The organism is Streptomyces odontomachi (genome assembly GCF_024435355.1).
GTDB classification, from domain to species: Bacteria; Actinomycetota; Actinomycetes; order Streptomycetales; family Streptomycetaceae; genus Streptomyces; species Streptomyces odontomachi.
Window position 1 is genome coordinate 242,614 of record NZ_JAMJWG010000009.1, and the last position, 18,541, is coordinate 261,154.

Below are 18,541 nucleotides of genomic sequence, written 5' to 3' on the forward strand. Positions count from 1 at the left end.
TCCGTGACTTGCATGAGGCATGGCCGGAATCGACGGCATGGAAGGGGCGGAACTCGCTGAACGGGTACGGCGGTAAAGCCTGATGCGGCAGAGTTACCCGATTTTCATGCCCCGTCGCCGTCCCAGACAGGTACGCCTCCGTACTATTACCGGCCATATCGTGTCGGCCTGCTTGACGAGACGGGGGACTCTTATGCGGCACTTCGGACACCTTGCGCCGGAGGTGCGTGAGCATCTTTTTCACCGGCAACCCTGCCGGTTCAGCGCTGACGCCCCCGCTGCCCTGCTGTCCGTGGCGCTGGGCGCCACGCTCTACAGCCCCGCGACACGGCCCGCGCTGGCCCACGACATCGTCAAGCAGGCCCGGCACGGCGTGGTCTCCATGGTGCTCTGCCTGGAGGACTCGATCGACGACGCCGACGTCGAGACCGCCGAGAAGAACCTGGTCCACCACCTCACCGCGCTCTCCGCGCGCGGGACGCCCGCATGGGACGCGGACGTCGATCTTCCGCTGCTCTTCATCCGGGTGCGGGCCCCGGAACAGATACCCGACCTGGTGCGCCGCCTCGGTCCCGCCGTCCGGCTGCTCTCCGGTTTCGTGCTGCCCAAGTTCACCGAGGAACGCGGCGTCGTCTTCCTGGAGGCCCTGACCGGCGCAGAGGCGGACTGCGGCCGCCGGCTGTTCGCCATGCCGGTCCTGGAGTCACCGGAACTGCTGCATCTGGAGACCCGTGCGGAGACCCTGGCCGGCATCGTCCGCACGGTCGACAAGTACCGCGACCGGGTACTGGCCCTGCGGCTCGGTGTCACCGACTTCTGCTCGGCGTACGGACTGCGCCGGTCCCCCGAGATGACCGCCTATGACGTGCAGATCGTGGCCGGCGCGATCGGTGACGTCGTCAATGTGCTGGGGCGCGCCGACGGCACCGGCTTCATCGTCACCGGGCCCGTCTGGGAGTACTTCCGTTTGCAGGAACGCATCTTCAAGCCGCAGCTGCGGCAGAGCCCGTTCTCCGGGCGCGCGGAGCACCTGCGTACCGCCCTCATCGAGCATGACCTGGACGGGCTGCTCCGCGAGATCGAACTGGACCGCGCCAACGGCCTGCTCGGCAAGACCTGCATCCATCCCTCGCACGTGCTCCCCGTCCATGCGCTGTCCGTCGTCAGCCACGAGGAGTTCAGCGACGCCCGTGACATCCTGCGCCCGGACCGCGACGGCGGCGGGGTCCTGCGCTCCACGTACACCAACAAGATGAACGAGGTGAAACCCCACCGAGCCTGGGCCGAGCGGGTCCTGCGGCGCGCCGAGGTCTTCGGCGTCGCCCGGGAGAACGTCGGTTTCGTGGAGCTGCTCGCCGCCGGACTCCCCGGCTGAACACGGCTGAACACAAGGACGCACGAGGACGGTGGAGACGATGGTGTGGTCGGGAACCTGGGTCGCCGAGCGACTGGGAATCGAACTCGTCGGCCGGGAAACCGGGCGCGACGAGAGCGGATCGGCGGAAGGCACGCACGCGCATGGGGCCCGAGGTGCCGGAGGAGCCGGTGCGGCAGGCGTTGCGGAGGGGGGCGCGGCCGACCCCGGCGGTGCGGTGCGGCACGACGACGGCGGCGGCGACAGGCTGAAGGAACTGCTCGGGCTCGCCGTGCGACGCAACCCGAAGCGTGCCCACCTGCTCGTCTCCAACGTGCTGGGCAAGCATGTGCCGCAGGACCCTCGTGTCGTCCGGCAGTACGGGTACGCGCTCGGGCTGCGCGTCCGCGCGCTGCTCGGCGACGACGAGGCGCGCCGCTCGGTCGTCCTCGGCTACGCCGAGACCGCCACGGGGCTCGGCCACTGCGTCGCCGACGGCGTGGGGCTCGCCCCGTACCTCCACTCCACCCGTCGCACGGTTCCCGGTGTGGCCGGCGCCGGCGGCTTCGAGGAGGCGCATTCGCACGCCACCTCGCATCTGCTGCTGCCCGAGGACCCGGCACTCCTTGCCGGTGACGGGCCGCTGGTACTCGTCGACGACGAGTTCTCCACCGGCAACACCGTGCTCAACACCATCCGCGCCCTGCACCAGAGCCACCCCCGGGCCCGGTACGTGATCGTGGCCCTGGTCGACATGCGCTCCCCGGAGGACCGGGACCGGCTCGACGGGTTCGCGGCCGAGCTCGGCACCCGGGTCGACCTGATCGCCGCGGCCTCCGGGACCGTGCGCCTCCCCGAGGACGTCCTGGAGGCCGGGCGCGCTCTGGTGGCCCGGTACGAGTCCGTGCGGGGACCCGAGTCCGTGGGGGAACCCAGCTCCGTGCGGGAACCCGACTCCGTGCAGGCACACGTTGCCGACCCGGACCCGGGGCGGGCGACGGCTCCCGCGTGCCGCGTGACCAGGGTCGAGCTGGGATGGCCGTGTCGCATACCGGACGGCGGGCGGCACGGCTTCACCCCCGCGCACCGCACCGCACTGGACGCCGCACTGCCCGGCATGGCCGAACGCCTGAGCCACGCCCTGCACGCCGCTTTGGGCGACTCCACGCCGGCCGGCAGCGCGTCGGTCGGCACGGACGAGCGGCGCGCCAGACGCACCCGGGGTGGGACGCCCCGCGTCCTCGTCCTCGGCTTCGAGGAGCTGATGTACGCCCCGCTCCGGCTGGCCGTCGCCTTGCAGGAGCTCACCCATGCCGAGGTGCGCTTCTCGACCACCACACGGTCCCCCGTGCTCGCCGTGGACGACCCCGGATACGCCATCCGCAGCCGTCTCGTCTTCCCCGCACACGACGATCCGGACGACGGGCCCGGCGAGCGCTATGCCTACAACGTCGCGGGAGCCGGCTTCGACGCGGTCGTGGCCGTGGTCGACTCGATGGCGGACACCCCCGCCCTGCACACCCCCGACGGACTGCTGGCCCAGCTCGCCCGGCACACCCCGCACGCCCTGCTCGCCGTCGTCCCGTCCTACGTCCCCGACCGGAAGCCCACCCCCGGACGGGCGTCCGAGCCCGGCCCGGCGCCGGCCGCGGAGCCCCGTCCTGCTTCCGCAAGGCCCGTGCCACTGCCCGAACCGCTGCGCGGCCCGCACTTCTCGTCGTACCCGCCGGACGAGGTGGGCTGGCTGCTCCAGGACCTGTCCGACGTGGCGCTCGAGGCCCCGACGGAGGAGCGCGAGGAGGCCATCCAGCACGGCGGTGCCCACTACGCCGAGTCGCTGCCCGTGGAGTACCAGCCGAGCGACACCTATCAGGCGCTGTTCCACCAGGCGCTGGAGACGTCTGCGTCGCGCATCGCCCGGGCCGTGGGGACCGTCACCGATCTCGTGCTCGCACAAGCCCCGCTCCGGCATCCCCGAGGGCAAGGGGGCGGGCGGCCCGTACTGGTATCCCTGGCGCGCGCCGGCACGCCCGTCGGCATTCTCATGCGCCGGTGGGCCCAGCAACGGCACGGCCTGGAACTGCCGCACTATGCCGTCTCCATCGTGCGCGGTCGCGGTATCGACACCAACGCGCTGCGCTGGCTGGCGGCCCACCATGATCCGGCCGATGTCGTCTTCGTCGACGGCTGGACCGGCAAGGGCGCCATCACCCGCGAACTCGCCCAGGCCCTGGCGGAGTTCGAGCGGGCCGAAGGGATCAGGTTCGAGCCGGACATCGCGGTCCTCGCGGATCCCGGTTCCTGCGTGCGTACCTATGGCACCAGGGAGGACTTCCTCATCCCCTCGGCCTGCCTGAACTCGACCGTCTCCGGCCTTGTCTCGCGCACCGTGCTCCGCGCCGACCTGGTCGGACCGGGGGACTTCCACGGCGCCAAGTACTACCGGGAGCTGGCGGACGCGGATGTGTCCCAGGCCTTTCTGGACACCGTATCCGCGCACTTCGACGACGCCGCCGACGCGGTGGACGCCCAGGTCAAGGAGGTGCTGTCCACCGAACGAGCCCCCACCTGGGACGGCTGGGCCGCCGTCGAGCGGATCAGCGAAACGTACGGCATCCATGACGTGAACCTCGTCAAGCCGGGCGTGGGTGAGGCCACTCGGGTCCTGCTGCGCCGCGTGCCCTGGAAGGTCCTGGCCCGTACCGGGGCCGGCGCCGACCTCGATCATGTGCGGCTGCTCGCGGAGCAACGAGGCGTCCCGGTCGAGGACGTCGACGACCTCCCTTACAACTGCGTCGGTCTGATCCACCCCCGTTTCACTCGCGGCGCCACCGGTGCCGACGGCCGGACGGTGGCCGGCTCATGACGTCTCCCGCGCGGCACACCGGACCCGTCGTGCCCGCTGGCCGCACCACCCTCGTCGCCAGCGACCTCGACCGCACCCTGATCTACTCGGCCGCCGCCCTGGACCTGCGCATGCCCGACGTCGATGCGCCGCGACTGCTCTGCGTCGAGGTGTACGAGGGCGCGCCGCTGTCGTACATGACCGAGGACGCGGCCGCCCTGCTCGCGGAGCTCGGTACCGCCGCCGTCTTCGTGCCCACCACGACCCGCACATGTCAGCAGTACGCCCGCATCCACCTCCCCGGCCCCGCTCCACGGTTCGCGATCTGCGCCAACGGGGGACAGCTGCTCGTCGACGGGGTCGCGGACCAAGTCTGGCGGCGGCAGGTCGACGCCAGGATCGCCGAGGAGTCCGCACCGCTCGACGAGATCCGTGCCCACCTGCTGCGCGTCGCCGAACCCGCCTGGCTGCTCAAGGAACGCGTTGCCGACGACCTGTTCGCCTATCTCGTCGTCGAACGGGCACGGCTTCCGCAGGATTGGATCAAGGAACTCGCCGCCTGGGCGGACCCGCGGGGCTGGACGGTCTCGTTGCAGGGCCGCAAGGTCTACGCCGTACCGAAGCCCCTGACGAAGAGCGCCGCCGTGCGGGAGGTCGCCCGGCGCACCGGCGCCGAGCTGCTCCTCGCGGCCGGTGACTCCCTGCTCGACTCCGACCTGCTGCTCGCCGCGGACCAGGCCTGGCGGCCGAGCCACGGCGAGCTGGCGGAGACCGGCTGGAACGCGCCACAGCTCACCGTGCTTCCCGAGCGCGGCGTCACTGCGGGCGAGGCGATCCTGAGGAGCTTCTCAGCCGCGGCTGCACCGGCTCGGCGTGCGGCCGGATCACAGATGACAGATGTCGGATCGCTGACGCCGGATCGCTGGCGTCGGATTACTGGCTCGGATCGCTGACACGGGATCGCTGGCGGAGGTGCCGGGTATTCACCAAGAGTGGCAACGGTCCTGCGCTGTCTCGGACGAGGGTGAGGAGGAAGGCCATGACCCAGGACGACAAGACCTCGCCGCCCCATGGGTTCCAAGGCCCCACGCTGGGACGAGGCCTGCCTCCCGACCCGGTGCAGCGCATGCTCGACGAGGTCACGCACACACCGCTTCCCCTGGTCGCCCTCCGAGAGACGGCTCAGGGAGTCGGCCCGTTGCTCGGCTTCCTGGTGCGCCTGACCGGGGCACGCAGGATCGTGGCGGCGGAGACGATCACGGAAGCGGCCATCCTGCCCATGGCAGCGGCACTGCCACCCGACGGGACCCTGCTGACCTGCGACGTTTCAGAGGAGCGTGCGGAACGCGCCCGCGTCGCCGGGCAGCAGGCCGGGGTAGCGGACCGCATCGAGCTGCGCACCGGTCCCGTCGCGGAAACACTGCGCGACCTACCGGACACACCCCTCTACGACCTGGCGTACATAGCCGCCGACCGGGCCGGCACCACCGCGTGCTGGGAAGCGCTGGTGCCCCGCATCCGCCAGGGTGGCCTGCTCGTGGTCGACCACGCGTTCCTCCACGAGTCCGACGGACCCGACGGACCCGATGGACCCGACGCGCCGGACGGACTCAACGGGACCGGTGAGCCGGACAGGCCGGGCGACGAGCCCGTGGTGGACGACGAGCGGGTCGATGCGGTGGTGCTGGGGCTGGCGGCCGGGCTGACGCTGGCCCGCAAGGAGTAAGCACCCGCCGCCGGAGGGTGGCACCCCTCGTAGGCGATTCACCGGCGGCGACGGGACGGCCGTCGATCAGCCGCAGCAGCCCCCACCGCAGCAGCCGCCGCCCGCACCGCCCCCGCTGCTCGGCGCCGGAGCAGCGGTACCGCCGACGGCCACGGTCGACAGCAGCTTCACGGTGTCGTCATGACCGGCCGGGCAGGTGGCGGGGGCCGAGGACTCGGCCATCGGACGGCTCAACTCAAACGTGTCGCCGCAGCTGCGGCACCGGTACTCGTAGCGAGGCATGGGCCCAGGGTAGCGGGCAGGGCCATGGTCAGGGCAGGGCCACTTGCGGGACCGGGGACCGGGGACTGGTGACTGGGGACTTGTGACCGGGGACTGGCGACGGGGGCCGGTGACCGGGGCCGTGCGAGTCCACGGTCACCGGATGACCGTGCCCGGGGTGCTGCCGAGGAGACCCAGTTCCGCGCGGGTGGGGGCACCCTCCCAGTCGCCGGCGGAGGCGACGGCGAAGGCGCCCGTGGTCACGGCGCGGTCGAGACACGCGGTGGTGTCCTCGCCGTCCAGGAGACCGGAGAGATAGCCCGCGACAAAGGCATCACCGGCACCGACCGTGTCCACCGCCCGTACCGAACGGGCCGGGAGACGGACAGCGCCGTGGGAGGTGTGGCAGACCGCCCCGTCGGCGCCCAGCTTGACCACGACCTGGTCGATCCCCTGAGCGAGAAGGAACTCGGCCTGTTCGGCGGCTTCGCCGAGCCCACCGGGGGTGCCGCTCCCCGGACCGGTGCCGGAGCTGTCCGCCGTCGCACCGGCGGCTGCCGGTTCCGTAGGCGCGTGACGTGCGTCCGGTGGCAGACACAACGGCAGCTCGTCCTCCGAGGCGATGAGCACATCGACATGGGGAACGAACGAGCGCAGCACCGCACCGGCCGCCTCGGCGCTCCACAGCCGGGCGCGGAAATTGACATCCAGGCAGATCAGGGAGCGATGGGCGCGCGCGAGTTCCAGGGCGCGCCGGGTCGCGGCCAGGGCGGAGGGGCTGAGTGCCGGGGTGATGCCGGTCAGATGGAGCACCCGTGGGGCGCGCTGCGCGAAGGCCTGCTCGATGGTGTCCGGAGCGAGCCGGGAACCCGCGGAACCCGCGCGGTAGTAATGCACCCGCGTCACCTCGGGCAGCCGGGGCTCGAAGAGGATCAGCCCGGTCGGGGCCTGCGGATCGTGCAACGCACCGGACACGTCGACGCCTTCGGCGCGCAGCGTCCGCAGCACCAGTTCGCCGGCCTCGTCGTCGCCGACCGCGCCGGCCCAGCGGACGGCATGGCCGAGCCGGGCCAGGCCGATGGCCACGTTCGACTCGGCCCCGGCGATGGAGACCTGCATCGCTCCGCCGAGTTTGAGCGGACCGCTGCCGCGCAGGGCGACCATGGTCTCGCCGAAGGTGAGGACATCACCCGCCGCGACCGGGGCGGCGCCGGCCTCCGGTGCCTGCCGCCCGCTCATCCGCACACCGCCAGGAACTCCGCGGCGCGCCGACGTAGGGCGTCGAGGTCCCCACCGTCCGCGGCGTCACCGACCAGCGGAGAGCCCACACCGACGGCCGTCGCCCCCAGGGAGAGGTACTCCCGTGCGGCCGACGCGTCCACTCCTCCGACCGGTACGAACGGCACATCGGGAAACGGCCCCTGGAGCGCCTTGAGGTAGGACGGCCCACCCGCGGTGGCCGCGGGGAAGATCTTCACGCCCACCGCCCCGGCCGTGACCGCGGCAATCACCTCGGTGGGCGTCAGCGCTCCGGCCAGCACCGGAAGTCCGAGGCGCACGGCTTCGTCGACCCCGGGGCCGAGGCCCGGCGTCACGATCAGGTTGGCGCCGGCCTCCGCCGCCCGCCGTGCGTCCGCCGCGGTGAGCACGGTGCCCGCGCCGAGCCAGACGTCGTCGCCCAGCTCGATCCGTGCGCGTCGGATCACGTCCAGCGCGTCGGCACCGCTGAGGGAGACCTCCACCAGGGGGATTCCCGCTTCGACCAGGGCCAGCACGGTCCGCAGGGACGCATCCCGGTCCGAGCCGCGGACGATGCCGACCAACCGCAGGCGCCGCAGGTCAGTGATGAGGTCCATGATCTTTCATCTTCCTTGGGGTGAGTTTCGAGGGACGGGTCGGTCCGGTAAACGGACGTGGCGGACCCGGACATCCGGCCGCGAGAGCCAGGAGACCAGGAGACCAGGAGGCCGGGATGCCGGGAGGCGGGGAGGACGGAAGGGGGGAGGCGGGGAGGACGGAAGGGGGAGGCCGGGAGGCGGGGAGGCCGGAAGACCGGAAGGCCGGCGGCGGGTCGCGGGGGAGTGGGCGATCACCACTCCGCGAAGGAGCCGTCGTCATGGCGCCACACCGGATTGCGCCAGGTGTGGCCCCTGCTGGCCGCCGCGCGGATCGCAGCCTCGTCGACCTCGACGCCCAGACCGGGCCGCTCGGTGCGGACCAGCGAACCGGCCACGAAGCGGAACGGCTCGGCGTCGGCGACGTAGTCGAGCAGGTCCGCTTCCTTGTTGTAGTGGATCCCGATCGACTGCTCCTGGATCAGGAAGTTCGGAGTGGTGAAGGCCACTTGCAGACTGGCCGCCAGAGCGACCGGACCCAGCGGACAGTGTGGCGCGATCTGCGCCCCGTACACCTCGGCGAGCGCCGCGATGCGCCGTAGCTCCGAGATCCCGCCGGCGTGCGAGATATCCGGTTGCACCACCGCGATCCCGGCCTGGAGCGGAGCGAGGAACTCCCGCCGGCTGAAGAGGCGTTCACCGAGAGCGAGGGGAATGTTCGAAGCGGTGACCAGATCAGGCAGGCAGTGCAGATGGTCGGAGAGGACGGGTTCCTCGACGAAGAGAGGAGCGTAGTCGGCGAGCAGCGGCAGGATCCGGCGGGCATTGGCGGGAGAGACGCGCCCGTGGAAATCGAGCGCGAAGTCCCGCGTGTCGCCCAGCACCTCACGGGCGGCTTCCGCACGCAGGAGACATTCACGGACATCGGCGCGCGTGGCGAGCGGAGCCATCCGCCCACTGCCGTTCATCTTCACGGCGGTGAACCCGGCCTCGACCTGAGCGGCCACCGCCTCACGGATCTCCGTCGGCTGGTCACCGCCGACCCAGGCATAGGCGCGGATGCTGTCCCGGACCGGACCACCGAGTAGCTGATACACCGGCTGCCCGTACACCTTGCCCTTGATGTCCCACAGCGCCTGATCCAGACCGGCGACGGCAGACGACAGGACAGGACCGCCGCGATAGAAGCCGCCCTTGGTCATCACCTGCCAGTGATCCTCGATCCGCAGCGGATCCTGCCCGACGAGATACTCGGCAAGCACCTCCGTCGCGGCCCGCACCGGCTCCGCACGGCCCTCGACGACGGGCTCGCCCCAGCCCACGACCCCGTCATCCGTCTCGACACGCGCGAACAGCCAGCGGGGCGGGGCCAGGAAGGTCTCGATGCGGGTGATCTTCACTTGAAGGGATCCTTCCTGACGGACACGGACCGGGCGACTGATCGGAGATCGACGGCGCCCCACCTCGGCTGGTCGGACGCGGCCAGCCACCGTGCCCGGCCTCGGGTGCGGCGGTACCGGGCATGCCAGTGGGTCGGAGGTGGGATGCGGTTCCGTTCCAGGCTCGCTCATGTTCTGGTTATTTACCAATTAATCACATGGAGGGTGTCGTAGACGAGGGGAGGCCGGCACCTGGCGACTCCGGAATGGTGCGTGCCCGGCGGAAAGGGTGCCCGGGTGCCGGAGGTCGGAGCCCGGGAGCCGGGAGTCGGAAGTCGGAAGTCGGGAGCTGGAGGCCAGGGGAGGGTGTAGGTGCCGGGGCGCCGTGCCGGAGGGGCAGCCCGTATGGCCGCGGTGGGACACGACGGCCCGAAAGCCAAGTGACACCGATACCTAGACAAGCAGGTAGCGCCGATAACACCCGATACCCGGATAGCAGGTAAATAGCAGGTAACGCCGATAAGCAGGTAACACGGACACCGGCACCGACACACGGACACCGGCACCGACACACGGACACCGGCACCGACACACGGACACCGGCACCGACACACGGATACCGACACCGATACACGAATAAGGCGGAAAGACCGGCCGGGGCGAGGCAGCTCCAGGCACCGGCTGCTCATCTCGGCGCCGGGCCTGCCGCGCGCACCGTCACCGCGTCACGTGCCCCCGCCGCGGTCCTCCCGGATCTGCGCCACGACCTGGGCCACCGTCTCCCGTATGGCCTCGGTCTCCGTCAGAAAGCGCCAGTAATCGGGATGGCGGCCCTCCTCCAGCATGGCGACCACCTGATCCAGGCGGACCACCGAATCGTCGAGCGGCCGGGCGTGCCGGGGATCGGGGGTCTGCCGCCCGGCCATGGCCAGCCGCTGCGCGTCCCGGATCGCAAACCGCGTACGGTCGATCTCATCCTGCGGGTCCTTCGCCACCGCATTGAGACGCCGTAGCCGGTCACCGGCGGCGGACACGGCATCGTCCGTGGTGTTCAGCAGGGCACGCGCCGTGGCGAGCTGGGACGTGGCATCCGCCCAACGCTGCGCGTCACGGGCCGCCTGGGCCTCCTTCAGCTTCTGCTCGGCCTGGCGCACACTCTGCGCGGCGTTCTCCGGGACATGCTGGAGGTCCTGCCAGCAGGCCGCCGAGAAGCGCCTGCGCAGCTCGCTGAGCACCGGGTCGACCTGCCCGGTCCGCGTCATCAGTGCCTGTGCACGGGTCCGCATCGACACCAGCCGGTGATCGATCTCGGCCGCCTGCTGCGGCAGCCGCTCGGCCTGGGCGCGGACGGATTCGGCGTCACGCGCCACCCGCTCGGCGCGCTCCAGCGTCTCCGGCACGCCGTGCCGCCCTGCGCCTTCGTTCAGCTTGGTCAGCTCGGGTCCGAGTGCGGCGAGCCGGGTGGCGAGCTCGTCAGCCCGCAGACCGGACGCCCGGGCCGTGTCGAGCGCGTTGCTCGCCGCCAGCAGGGCCTGCCGGGCCCGCTCGACGCTCGGGGCGACCCGTGCCAGCTGGGTCTCGGCCTTGCCGAGCAGCGGCCCGAGCCGCTGCGCGAACCGGTCCAGGTCCTGCTTGGTACGGCTCAGCTCGTCACGGGCCTGGGTCAGCTCGGTCCTCGCCCGCATCGCGGCCGAGGCCTCCAGGTCGTCCCGATCGAGATCGTGCGCATCGACCGCGGTGATGTACCGGTGGCTGGCCTCGTCGATACGTCGGCCCAGCTCGTCGAACTCCGACACCACCCGCCGCGCCTCCGGAGAGTCATCCACGGCAATGATCGTTTCGATGGAGATCCGCAGGTCGCGCTGGGCGGTGTCCAGTTCGTAGAAAGCTTCCGCCGCAGCGTCCTTCGCGACCTGCGCCTCGGCACGCTGGCTCTCGGCCCGCCCGCCGAACCAGCGCCTGGTCCCGCCCCCGGCAAAGGCGGCGGGCAGCGCGGCCACCATCAGCGGCAGGGGCAGCACCACCAGCGTCAGCACATCGCGAGCGGCGGCACGGAGCGAGCGCCCGGACCGTTGCGCGGCAGCCGACCTGCCGGGCGCGACGGACCGACCACGGCCGACGGAACCGCTCCCCCGGGGCGAACCCTCCGGAAGGCGGCGGCCGGGGACACCCGGATCGACAGGATCAGGGGGACGCGGAACACGACGACGATCGCGCGGTGCATCCGGCACATGCGGTGGATGCGGCTCCGAAGATGTCGCCGTCACGTCCCTCTCCCGTGCTGTCGTGCGCCCTGACCGGTCGGCTCCGTGCCATTGTCCCACCGGTTAGGACGAACACACAGGTAGGTTAGTTCGCATTCCGCACCGTTACTTTGCCGTCGTCGGCGTGGGCGGAGACGACGTGCGGGCTGTGTGCGTCACGCGGTACGTCGACGGTGACGTGGCCGTCGTCGGACGCGGCGGTGACGTGGTACGCGGCAGCGGCACCGCCGGAGCTGGACCGGGGGAGCGTGATGGTGGTCGAGCCGTCCTTGGTCCGGGTGTCCACCCGGTCGGGCACCTCCTTCAGCTCCAGCTCGAGCGAGCCGTCGTCCGTGGCCGCACGCACCTGTCGCGAGGTGAGGCCGACAGCGTGTATCGAGCCGTCCTTGCTGGTGAGCTCCAGAGGGCCGGAAGCGTTCTCGACGTGGAGGGAGCCGTCGTCGGAATGGAGCCGCAGCGCCGTGCGGAATCCGCTGGCCGTCACCGAACCGTCCTGATTGCGCACGGTCACCGCGACATCGCGCGGTACCTCCACCCGGTGCTTGGCCGAGCACGAGGTGACCAGGCCGGAGCAGTGCACGCGCAGCGTGAGCTGATCGTCCTGCCAGCTCCACGTGGTCGTCGGGTCGTCACCGAGCGTCACTCGCGCCGTGAACCACCGGGTGACCTGCACCTTGTCCCCGTCCACCGGCACCAGCTCCAGCGCGGAGTCGTTGGAGTCGATGGTCAGCGTCTTGCCGTGCAGCTCGAAGGTCCGGTGATCCGGATGCTCGTCGTCCTGCGCCCGCCCACCGCACCCGCCCGCCAGAGCGACAACGGCCGCCACGGCACCGGCCACGGCCACCGCACGGAGGCGCGGACGAACGCCGCCACGAAGACGGCTACCGCGGGTGGGCCTCAGGCGCGTACGGCGGGTGTGAACGGTCATGACGATCCCCCTGTGAGGTCAGACAAACGGGTCCGGTCCTGACGCGGAACCCGGCACTTCAGACCGTACGGAGCCCAGGTCCGCCACGGGATCCGGGCCGCTACCGGATCCATACGGGGGATAACCCCCGCCCGGCGGCTCAATACGGGATTGCCGGGCAGGCCCGAAGGCACGGTAGGCTGTCGACTCACCCGGGCGCGTAGCTCAGCGGTAGAGCGCTGCCCTTACAAGGCAGATGTCGGCGGTTCGAAACCGTCCGCGCCCACCGGGTTGACCAGTGACGGAGCCCCGGAAGCCCCAGGTCAGGGAGCTTCCGGGGCTTTCTGCTTCCCTGATGGGCTACATGCTCGATACGGTCTCGCTACGCGGAAAAACACTGCCGCTACAGAAGCCTGTCCCCTAAATCTCTCCTACGAGATCCCTGCGAAAGTGCAGGTCGCGGTGCGAAAGCGCGTGGCCCCCTCACTGCAGGAGGGGGCCACGCTTCGCCGAGACGCACGGGGGCCAACCGCGTGCGCGCCTCGGCGGCTCTGGTGGGGGGTATAGACCTCCCTACCCTTCCAGCGCCCGGTCATGAGCGCCCGTCACACAATCGTGTAGTCCGCATTTTGATTGCCCCAAGATCGGCAAGTTTACCTGGGTGGGTAAAGACTCTCGGCCATGATCGTTACAGCGTGCTCGGGTGCCACTCGACCCGCTGCCCGACTGGGTGCTCGCCCGCCGCCGGGCCATCGGGGACCGCATCCGCGCCGCCCGCCTCCACGCGAACCTGTCTCAGGTCGCCTTGGGCGAACGCATCGGCCGCGACCACAAGACCATCCACCGGTACGAGTACGGCACCTCAGTGGCGACCGTCGACGACCTGATCCTCATCGCCGACGCCTGCGGAGTCCCCCTCGCGCAGTTGGTCGGTGAAGGCCCCGCCCACCGCTGAGCGCTGGGGGATGTACGCCTGATCGGCGGGCGGGGCGCTGAGAGCGGCCGGGCCCGGCCGCGGAAGGAACTGCGGAGCGCAGGAGGGGCAGGCGTATACGCCGCCGCCGGCGCCGGCCGCCGTGTGTACCTCGTCGACGAGGATCGGCGCCCTGGTGATGTGTCCGCAGCGGCAGCAGCGCTGTGGCTCGACAGCGCTGGGCTCCGTAGCCTGTGTCATGTCGACTCCACCCAGTCGTCCATGCCCCCGGGCCGGTCGCACGGCCGCGGGGGTTTTCCCTGCTCAAACGGTACCGCTCCATACCGCCCTATGCCGCCCCACATCGCCCTATGGGACTACCTACGGGTGCCGGGTGTAGAGTGCCGCCCTACGTTCCGGAACATGGACGAAACGCCCATCGGCTACGTGTATGTGCGGGTCGCCGACGAGATCGAGCAGGAGATCCGCTCGGGTCGGCTGCCGCACGGGACGCGCCTGCCGAACGAGCGAGACCTCGGTGCGCAACACGGGGTGGCCGCGGGCACCGCACGCCGGGCCGTGCGGGAACTGCGGGATCGAGGTCTCGTGGTGACGCTGCCGAACAAGGGCACCTTCGTGACGCTGCCCACTGACGGCCGGTAACTCGTAGGCGTTTGTCAGACCCTGGCCCTAGGCTGCCGGCATGTCCTCCATGTCCGAGTCCCGGCCGCCCGCCGCCGAGCTGAACGAGCGGATCCGTGCGCTGATGCTGCTGTCCAGCGGCCGGCTGTCCGGTGAGCAGCGGGCCGAGTACCAGGCGCTGCTGCTGGAGTGGGCCGCAGCCGTGCGCGCGGACGTCGCCGCCGCCGCTTAAGATCCGGGCGTGGCAATCGAACTCCCTGACGACCTGATCGAGCTGGAACGTTCCGCCTGGACGGAGATCCAGGCCGGCACCCTCACGCTGGAGACCGCCGCGGCGGTACAGGCCCGCGTCACCGTGGTGGCGGCTGAACTCGGGGAGAACCGGTACGACGTGGAGCAGGCCCTGAAGCGCGCCGTGCGGCACCCGGAGCCGGAGCCCGCATAGAAGGGTGCCCCGCCCAAGCTCCGGGCGGGGCGAGCGCAGCAGCCAGCATGCGCGGATAGATGACGTCCACGGTACGCGGGGGCACTGACAACGCGAGCTGCCAGCGGCGAGCTGCGGCCGTAGACTCGAACACATGACCGATTCGCCGAGCCGTCTGGAGATGCTGCACTTCGCCCGCCGCGTCGCAATCCAGCAGGTAAGGCAGATTGACCGGTGGATCGAGCAGGAGGAGGCGCGGGAAGCCGAGGAGCAGCGGCGCCGAGACCGGGCCCACGCCGAGCGGCGATGGAAGCTGGAGCCCCAGCACGGCGATCGGCCGGCGCTGCTGCATCGAGGCGGCTGCAACACCTTCGAAACGCAGGTCGGCTACATCGGCCGCGAGGAAGCGCGTATCGCACTGGCGGAGCCGGACATCGAGCCGTGCGGGGTGTGCCAGCCACAGACGGGTCTCCATGGGAGGTAGCGCCCGGCCGGCTGAAGGTCGGCGGGAGGCCGCCGCGTGACAACCTCCCGCCGACGCCCCCTACGCCCTGGGCCGCAGCATCCAGGCGAGCGCGCCCGCGACAGCCTCCGCGAGGACTAACTGCGCCGAGTCGGCGGCGGCGCAGTACCCAGCGATGTAGCCGGCGGCGAGGGCGTACAGGATGCGGCGTGGCGTTGGGTCGTGGCCGCCTGCAACTGCGGCCTGCATACTGAGCACGATCTGTCCTCTCGATGGGTCGCCGGGCCCGCACTTTCCACGGCGCCGGGCCCGGCGTGAATATGCGTCTGACATATGTCAAGACGTGAGCGTGATCCTACGGCGCGTAGCCGCCGAGCCGACAAGCCATGGTCAGGGCTTCGCGCGCAGTGCGCAGCGGCCCGCTGTGCCCGCGCCGCAGACACACGAAAGCCCGCCCCCGAAGGGGCGGGCGTAGCGCATAACGTTCCCTGGTGCGCTGGTCAACGGTGGCCGAGGATCCGCGCAGCGCGGGCCCGGCGGTCCTGTTCCTTCTTCCAGGCTCGGCGCCGAGCCGAGCTCTCGTTGTTCTTGAGGCGATCTTCGTCGTTGAGTAGGCGCGCGACGGTGCTTGGATGCCAGAGGCCGCCCCGCTTCGAGGGGATCCCCTGTTCATTCGCGCGCCGAGCGATGGCCCGTACTCCAAGACCCTCGGCTCGCCAGTGCTTCATCAGCTCCAGGTTCCGCGCCTCGATGCCATCGGCAACGAGGGCCTTGCCCTCTGCGCGCTGACCGTACCGCGGGGCGCCGTAGGCGTAGCCGCCCAGCTCGCCCTTCGTCTCACGGCCTTCCCTGAGGCGCTTCCTGATGAGCCCGCGGTCGAGCTGAGCGAAGACGCCGCGCATCTGGCGCATGGCGGTACGCATGGGGTCGGTCTCGTCGTCTTCGAGGTGCTCCCCGTGGTCGGCCGTGAAAGCGCGACCACCGAGAGCCCACACGTAGGAGAGGACGGCTTCCTGGACGGTGAGTTCGCGGGCGAGCCGATCGAGGTTCGGGGAGAGGATGCCGTCGGCTCGGCCCTCGCGGATCCACTCCATGGCCTCCATGAGGCCTTCGCGTTCGTCGATCGTGGACTTGCCGGTGAGGGCCTCGTCGGTGACGACGTGGACGATGCGGCAGCCCCCCTCGGGCGACTCCCGGTTCCAGCGGCGGCAGTCCCGTTCCTGAGCGTCGAGACCGTAGCCGTCGGTGGCCTGACCGGCGGTGGAGACGCGACGGCAGATGACCAGTCGCAGACGTGAGTTGGGCTTCTGCATAGCCCGATTGTACCCAGTTATAGATATAGATGGGACAGTGCAGGTCAAGACGAAGGCCTCACCTCCACAGTCGGGAGATGAGGCCTTCCAGGCGGGCGGCGACCGCCCCAGATACGGCATGTTATCCAGGGTCGCGCCGCCCAACCCGCCTGCGCTACGTGTGGGTTATCGGGGGTCGGGGGGCTGTCGGCCTCGCCCCGAAGGGGCGGGAGGCCCGAGACTCCCCCCTGTAGACAGCTCTACATTAGACCTGTAGAGTGTTCTACAGATGGAGCGAGGGTCGCTTCGGAGGGGACCACCATGAGCATGCAGCGCTACGAACTCGAAGCCTGGCTCGGCGATGACCACGGTCTCACCGACGAGCAGATCAACGAACTGCTCCAGCAGGCAGACGAGATCGAGGAGCGCTGTGACGGCGACCAGGACGAGATGCGCGAGGAACTCGTCACTGCCTACCGCCTCGCGATGGAAGACGCCGACAGCGTCGTTGCCGAACTCTCCGACAAGCGACTGGCCGCCAGCGTCGCCGAGGCGAATGCTCTCGCCGGGCTGCGCCAGGCCGCCATCACCCTCATCGGCCGAGGCGACGCCACGGAGGCCGGGTTCGCCCGGCAGGCCGGTGTCGACCGCATGACCGTGCGGAAGTGGCTCGGGAAGTAGCCGAACACAGCGAAGAGCCCCGCCCGCCTGCCGAAGCAGGGGGCGGGGCTTCGTCGTGCGGTCACGGGTACTGGCGGCGAGGATCGAGTCCGAGCGCCTGCGGGGTGTTCCCGCTGCCGCTGTTGCTCGGCGCGCCGCCGCGGCGGCACACGAGCGCGTCCGGATCCCACACAGGCGCCTGGAGGCTGTAGCCGTCAGGGCAGGACGGACCGGCCGGTCCGACGGGCCCCCGATCGCCGGTGTCGCCCTTCGGGCCCTGCTCGCCCTGTGGCCCGGCCGGTCCGGGCTCGCCTTGGGCTCCCTGTTGGCCAGCTGACCCGTCGGCGCCCGGCGAGCCGGCGTCTCCGTCGCTTCCGTTCGTGCCGGCCTTGCCCGGCTTCCCGGTCGGTCCGGCGGGCCCGGGTTCACCTTGGTCGCCCTTCGGCCCAGCGGGTCCCTGCGGCCCGGTCACGGTCTTTCCCGGCTCGCCGCGGGAGCCTGGCGGCCCGGCGACTGGCTTGCCGCCGAGCTGCTGCACCTGGCGTGCGAGTGCGTCCCGGGCGGCGTTGGCGTCGCGGAGGTCCGCAGCTTGCTGCTGCAGCGTGATGACGACCCAGGCGAGCAGCGCGAGCGCCGCCAGCACGCCGAGGACGAACGCGAGGTCGCCGCTTCGACGAGCCGAGTTGAGGCGTGGGGAACTCACGATGAGGCTCCCTTCGCCTCGAGGTACACGGTGAGCAGGACCATGAGCACGGGCACGATGAGCGCGGAGAAGATGAGCCGGCGGTCGGCCTGGCGGAGCCGCTCTTTCTCGCGCGCGGTCTCCTCGAGGCCTTTCACGCGCTCAGTGAGCGTTGCGACTTCTTTCCCCATGGCCTCCCGCTCCAGCTGGTAGCGCTCCAGGGAGACGCGGGAGTCGAGGCGGAGGCCGAGGTTCTGGATGTCCTCACGGACGTCTGCGAGCCGATCCTCGAACCGCCTCGCCAGCTCGCCGAGGGTCGGCTCGTCAGACATCGGTCAGACCCCTCGCACGGTGTGCTTCGCCTGCCAGCCGCTGAGGAACGTGAGCACCGCGGGGGCGACGGCGAGGATGACGGACTGCAGCCAGGTCGGCAGCGGCCCGAGCAGCGACCCGTCGGCCGTGACCGCGTTCAGGACGGCGACGACGACGCCGACGGCGGCCGACGCCGCGGTGGCCGCTTTCACCTTGGTCTCGATGACAGCCATGGGGTTCTCCGATCCGTTCAGGCGACGACGGTGAAGCCGTGCTTCGCGCCGAGCTTGGTGAGCGAGGTCTTGCCGGGGATGCCATCGGCGTCGTGGCCGCTGTAGCCGAGGCGCCGCTGCCAGGCCGCGTAGGCGGCGACGGTGACGGAGCCGAACGAGCCGTCTGAGGAGTACGTCTTGCCGAGAACGCCCTCAGCGACGAGCGCGGTCTCGACGAGCCGGACGCCAGCGGCGTAGGTCTGGTGGCCCTGCCGGCCGCGGGGGTCCGCCTTCGCCGCGACCACGAGCTTCGAGAGGTCCACTGTCGGCCGGGCCGGAGCCGTGGGCTTGTCCTTCGCTGGCGGCTCGG

At 70.9% G+C, this 18,541-nt stretch carries 21 protein-coding genes and 1 tRNA gene; 11 read left to right on the forward strand and 11 right to left on the reverse strand.

Annotated elements, in window-relative coordinates; translation table 11 throughout:
• Nucleotides 1–193: 193 nt before the first annotated feature.
• The 4 genes from NQO67_RS20460 to NQO67_RS20475 all read left to right on the forward strand — a co-directional run bounded on the left by NQO67_RS20460 (nucleotide 194) and on the right by NQO67_RS20475 (nucleotide 5,925).
• Nucleotides 194–1,375, forward strand: a complete 1,182-nt coding sequence (locus tag NQO67_RS20460) for an HpcH/HpaI aldolase/citrate lyase family protein (protein WP_255951517.1) — start codon at nucleotides 194–196, stop codon at nucleotides 1,373–1,375.
• A 40-nt stretch (nucleotides 1,376–1,415) separates the two neighbouring features.
• A complete protein-coding gene (locus NQO67_RS20465) occupies nucleotides 1,416–4,220 on the forward strand; it encodes a phosphoribosyltransferase (RefSeq protein ID WP_255951518.1) in 2,805 nt (934 codons plus the stop codon).
• On the forward strand, nucleotides 4,217–5,152 hold the full coding sequence (locus NQO67_RS20470; protein ID WP_255951519.1) for an HAD family hydrolase: 936 nt from the start codon (nucleotides 4,217–4,219) through the stop codon (nucleotides 5,150–5,152). The genes NQO67_RS20465 and NQO67_RS20470 overlap by 4 nt, the downstream gene beginning before the upstream one ends.
• 86 nt (nucleotides 5,153–5,238) lie before the next feature.
• Nucleotides 5,239–5,925, forward strand: coding sequence for an O-methyltransferase (locus NQO67_RS20475; protein ID WP_255951520.1), 687 nt, complete (start codon nucleotides 5,239–5,241; stop codon nucleotides 5,923–5,925).
• Between the two features lie 66 nt (nucleotides 5,926–5,991).
• Here NQO67_RS20475 and NQO67_RS20480 read toward each other — a convergent pair whose 3' ends face one another.
• The 6 genes from NQO67_RS20480 to NQO67_RS20505 form a co-directional block, all read right to left on the reverse strand.
• Entirely contained in the window at nucleotides 5,992–6,207 is a 216-nt protein-coding gene (locus tag NQO67_RS20480) for an FmdB family zinc ribbon protein (protein WP_255951521.1), read from the reverse strand.
• A gap of 135 nt (nucleotides 6,208–6,342) precedes the next feature.
• On the reverse strand, nucleotides 6,343–7,425 hold the full coding sequence (locus NQO67_RS20485; RefSeq protein WP_255951523.1) for a sugar kinase: 1,083 nt from the start codon (nucleotides 7,423–7,425) through the stop codon (nucleotides 6,343–6,345).
• A complete protein-coding gene (locus tag NQO67_RS20490) occupies nucleotides 7,422–8,042 on the reverse strand; it encodes a bifunctional 4-hydroxy-2-oxoglutarate aldolase/2-dehydro-3-deoxy-phosphogluconate aldolase (protein ID WP_255951524.1) in 621 nt (206 codons plus the stop codon). The genes NQO67_RS20485 and NQO67_RS20490 overlap by 4 nt, the downstream gene beginning before the upstream one ends.
• 233 nt (nucleotides 8,043–8,275) lie before the next feature.
• Nucleotides 8,276–9,421: a galactonate dehydratase gene (gene dgoD / locus NQO67_RS20495; protein ID WP_255951525.1), complete on the reverse strand. Its 1,146-nt coding sequence runs from the start codon at nucleotides 9,419–9,421 to the stop codon at nucleotides 8,276–8,278.
• A 704-nt stretch (nucleotides 9,422–10,125) separates the two neighbouring features.
• Complete coding sequence (locus NQO67_RS20500; protein WP_374119038.1) at nucleotides 10,126–11,667, reverse strand: coiled-coil domain-containing protein; 1,542 nt, start codon at nucleotides 11,665–11,667, stop codon at nucleotides 10,126–10,128.
• A gap of 82 nt (nucleotides 11,668–11,749) precedes the next feature.
• Nucleotides 11,750–12,508 (reverse strand): DUF4097 family beta strand repeat-containing protein, encoded by a 759-nt coding sequence (locus NQO67_RS20505; RefSeq protein WP_255951526.1) that lies wholly within the window; start codon nucleotides 12,506–12,508, stop codon nucleotides 11,750–11,752.
• A gap of 277 nt (nucleotides 12,509–12,785) precedes the next feature.
• Here NQO67_RS20505 and NQO67_RS20510 point away from each other — a divergent pair.
• From NQO67_RS20510 to NQO67_RS20535, 6 genes are all read left to right on the forward strand, one after another.
• Nucleotides 12,786–12,857 (forward strand) — tRNA-Val (locus NQO67_RS20510).
• Nucleotides 12,858–13,274: 417 nt separating this feature from the next.
• Nucleotides 13,275–13,526 carry a helix-turn-helix domain-containing protein gene (locus tag NQO67_RS20515; RefSeq protein WP_255951527.1) on the forward strand — a complete coding sequence of 84 codons (252 nt, stop codon included), beginning with the start codon at nucleotides 13,275–13,277 and terminating at the stop codon, nucleotides 13,524–13,526.
• A 381-nt stretch (nucleotides 13,527–13,907) separates the two neighbouring features.
• Nucleotides 13,908–14,147, forward strand: coding sequence for a winged helix-turn-helix domain-containing protein (locus tag NQO67_RS20520; RefSeq protein ID WP_255951528.1), 240 nt, complete (start codon nucleotides 13,908–13,910; stop codon nucleotides 14,145–14,147).
• A gap of 40 nt (nucleotides 14,148–14,187) precedes the next feature.
• Nucleotides 14,188–14,358: a hypothetical protein gene (locus NQO67_RS20525; RefSeq protein ID WP_255951529.1), complete on the forward strand. Its 171-nt coding sequence runs from the start codon at nucleotides 14,188–14,190 to the stop codon at nucleotides 14,356–14,358.
• Between the two features lie 9 nt (nucleotides 14,359–14,367).
• Nucleotides 14,368–14,571, forward strand: coding sequence for a hypothetical protein (locus NQO67_RS20530; protein ID WP_255951530.1), 204 nt, complete (start codon nucleotides 14,368–14,370; stop codon nucleotides 14,569–14,571).
• Between the two features lie 133 nt (nucleotides 14,572–14,704).
• Nucleotides 14,705–15,034 carry a DUF6233 domain-containing protein gene (locus NQO67_RS20535; RefSeq protein WP_255951531.1) on the forward strand — a complete coding sequence of 110 codons (330 nt, stop codon included), beginning with the start codon at nucleotides 14,705–14,707 and terminating at the stop codon, nucleotides 15,032–15,034.
• A 60-nt stretch (nucleotides 15,035–15,094) separates the two neighbouring features.
• On the opposite strand, the gene NQO67_RS20540 is transcribed toward NQO67_RS20535, so the two are convergent.
• Together NQO67_RS20540 and NQO67_RS20545 are read right to left on the reverse strand one after the other, a co-directional pair.
• Nucleotides 15,095–15,262 (reverse strand): hypothetical protein, encoded by a 168-nt coding sequence (locus NQO67_RS20540; RefSeq protein WP_255951532.1) that lies wholly within the window; start codon nucleotides 15,260–15,262, stop codon nucleotides 15,095–15,097.
• A 251-nt stretch (nucleotides 15,263–15,513) separates the two neighbouring features.
• Nucleotides 15,514–16,326 carry a recombinase family protein gene (locus tag NQO67_RS20545; RefSeq protein ID WP_255951533.1) on the reverse strand — a complete coding sequence of 271 codons (813 nt, stop codon included), beginning with the start codon at nucleotides 16,324–16,326 and terminating at the stop codon, nucleotides 15,514–15,516.
• A gap of 300 nt (nucleotides 16,327–16,626) precedes the next feature.
• Between NQO67_RS20545 and NQO67_RS20550 the strand changes: the two genes are divergently transcribed.
• Complete coding sequence (locus NQO67_RS20550) at nucleotides 16,627–16,986, forward strand: hypothetical protein (protein ID WP_255951534.1); 360 nt, start codon at nucleotides 16,627–16,629, stop codon at nucleotides 16,984–16,986.
• Nucleotides 16,987–17,047: 61 nt separating this feature from the next.
• Here NQO67_RS20550 and NQO67_RS20555 read toward each other — a convergent pair whose 3' ends face one another.
• From NQO67_RS20555 to NQO67_RS20565, 3 genes are read right to left on the reverse strand one after another with little or no spacing between them, the layout of a single operon-like run.
• A complete protein-coding gene (locus NQO67_RS20555) occupies nucleotides 17,048–17,668 on the reverse strand; it encodes a collagen-like domain-containing protein (protein ID WP_255951535.1) in 621 nt (206 codons plus the stop codon).
• Entirely contained in the window at nucleotides 17,665–17,979 is a 315-nt protein-coding gene (locus tag NQO67_RS20560) for a hypothetical protein (protein WP_255951536.1), read from the reverse strand. Before NQO67_RS20560 ends, NQO67_RS20555 begins: the two co-directional genes overlap by 4 nt.
• A gap of 3 nt (nucleotides 17,980–17,982) precedes the next feature.
• Nucleotides 17,983–18,192 (reverse strand): holin, encoded by a 210-nt coding sequence (locus NQO67_RS20565; protein ID WP_255951537.1) that lies wholly within the window; start codon nucleotides 18,190–18,192, stop codon nucleotides 17,983–17,985.
• Between the last annotated feature and the right edge of the window lie 349 nt (nucleotides 18,193–18,541).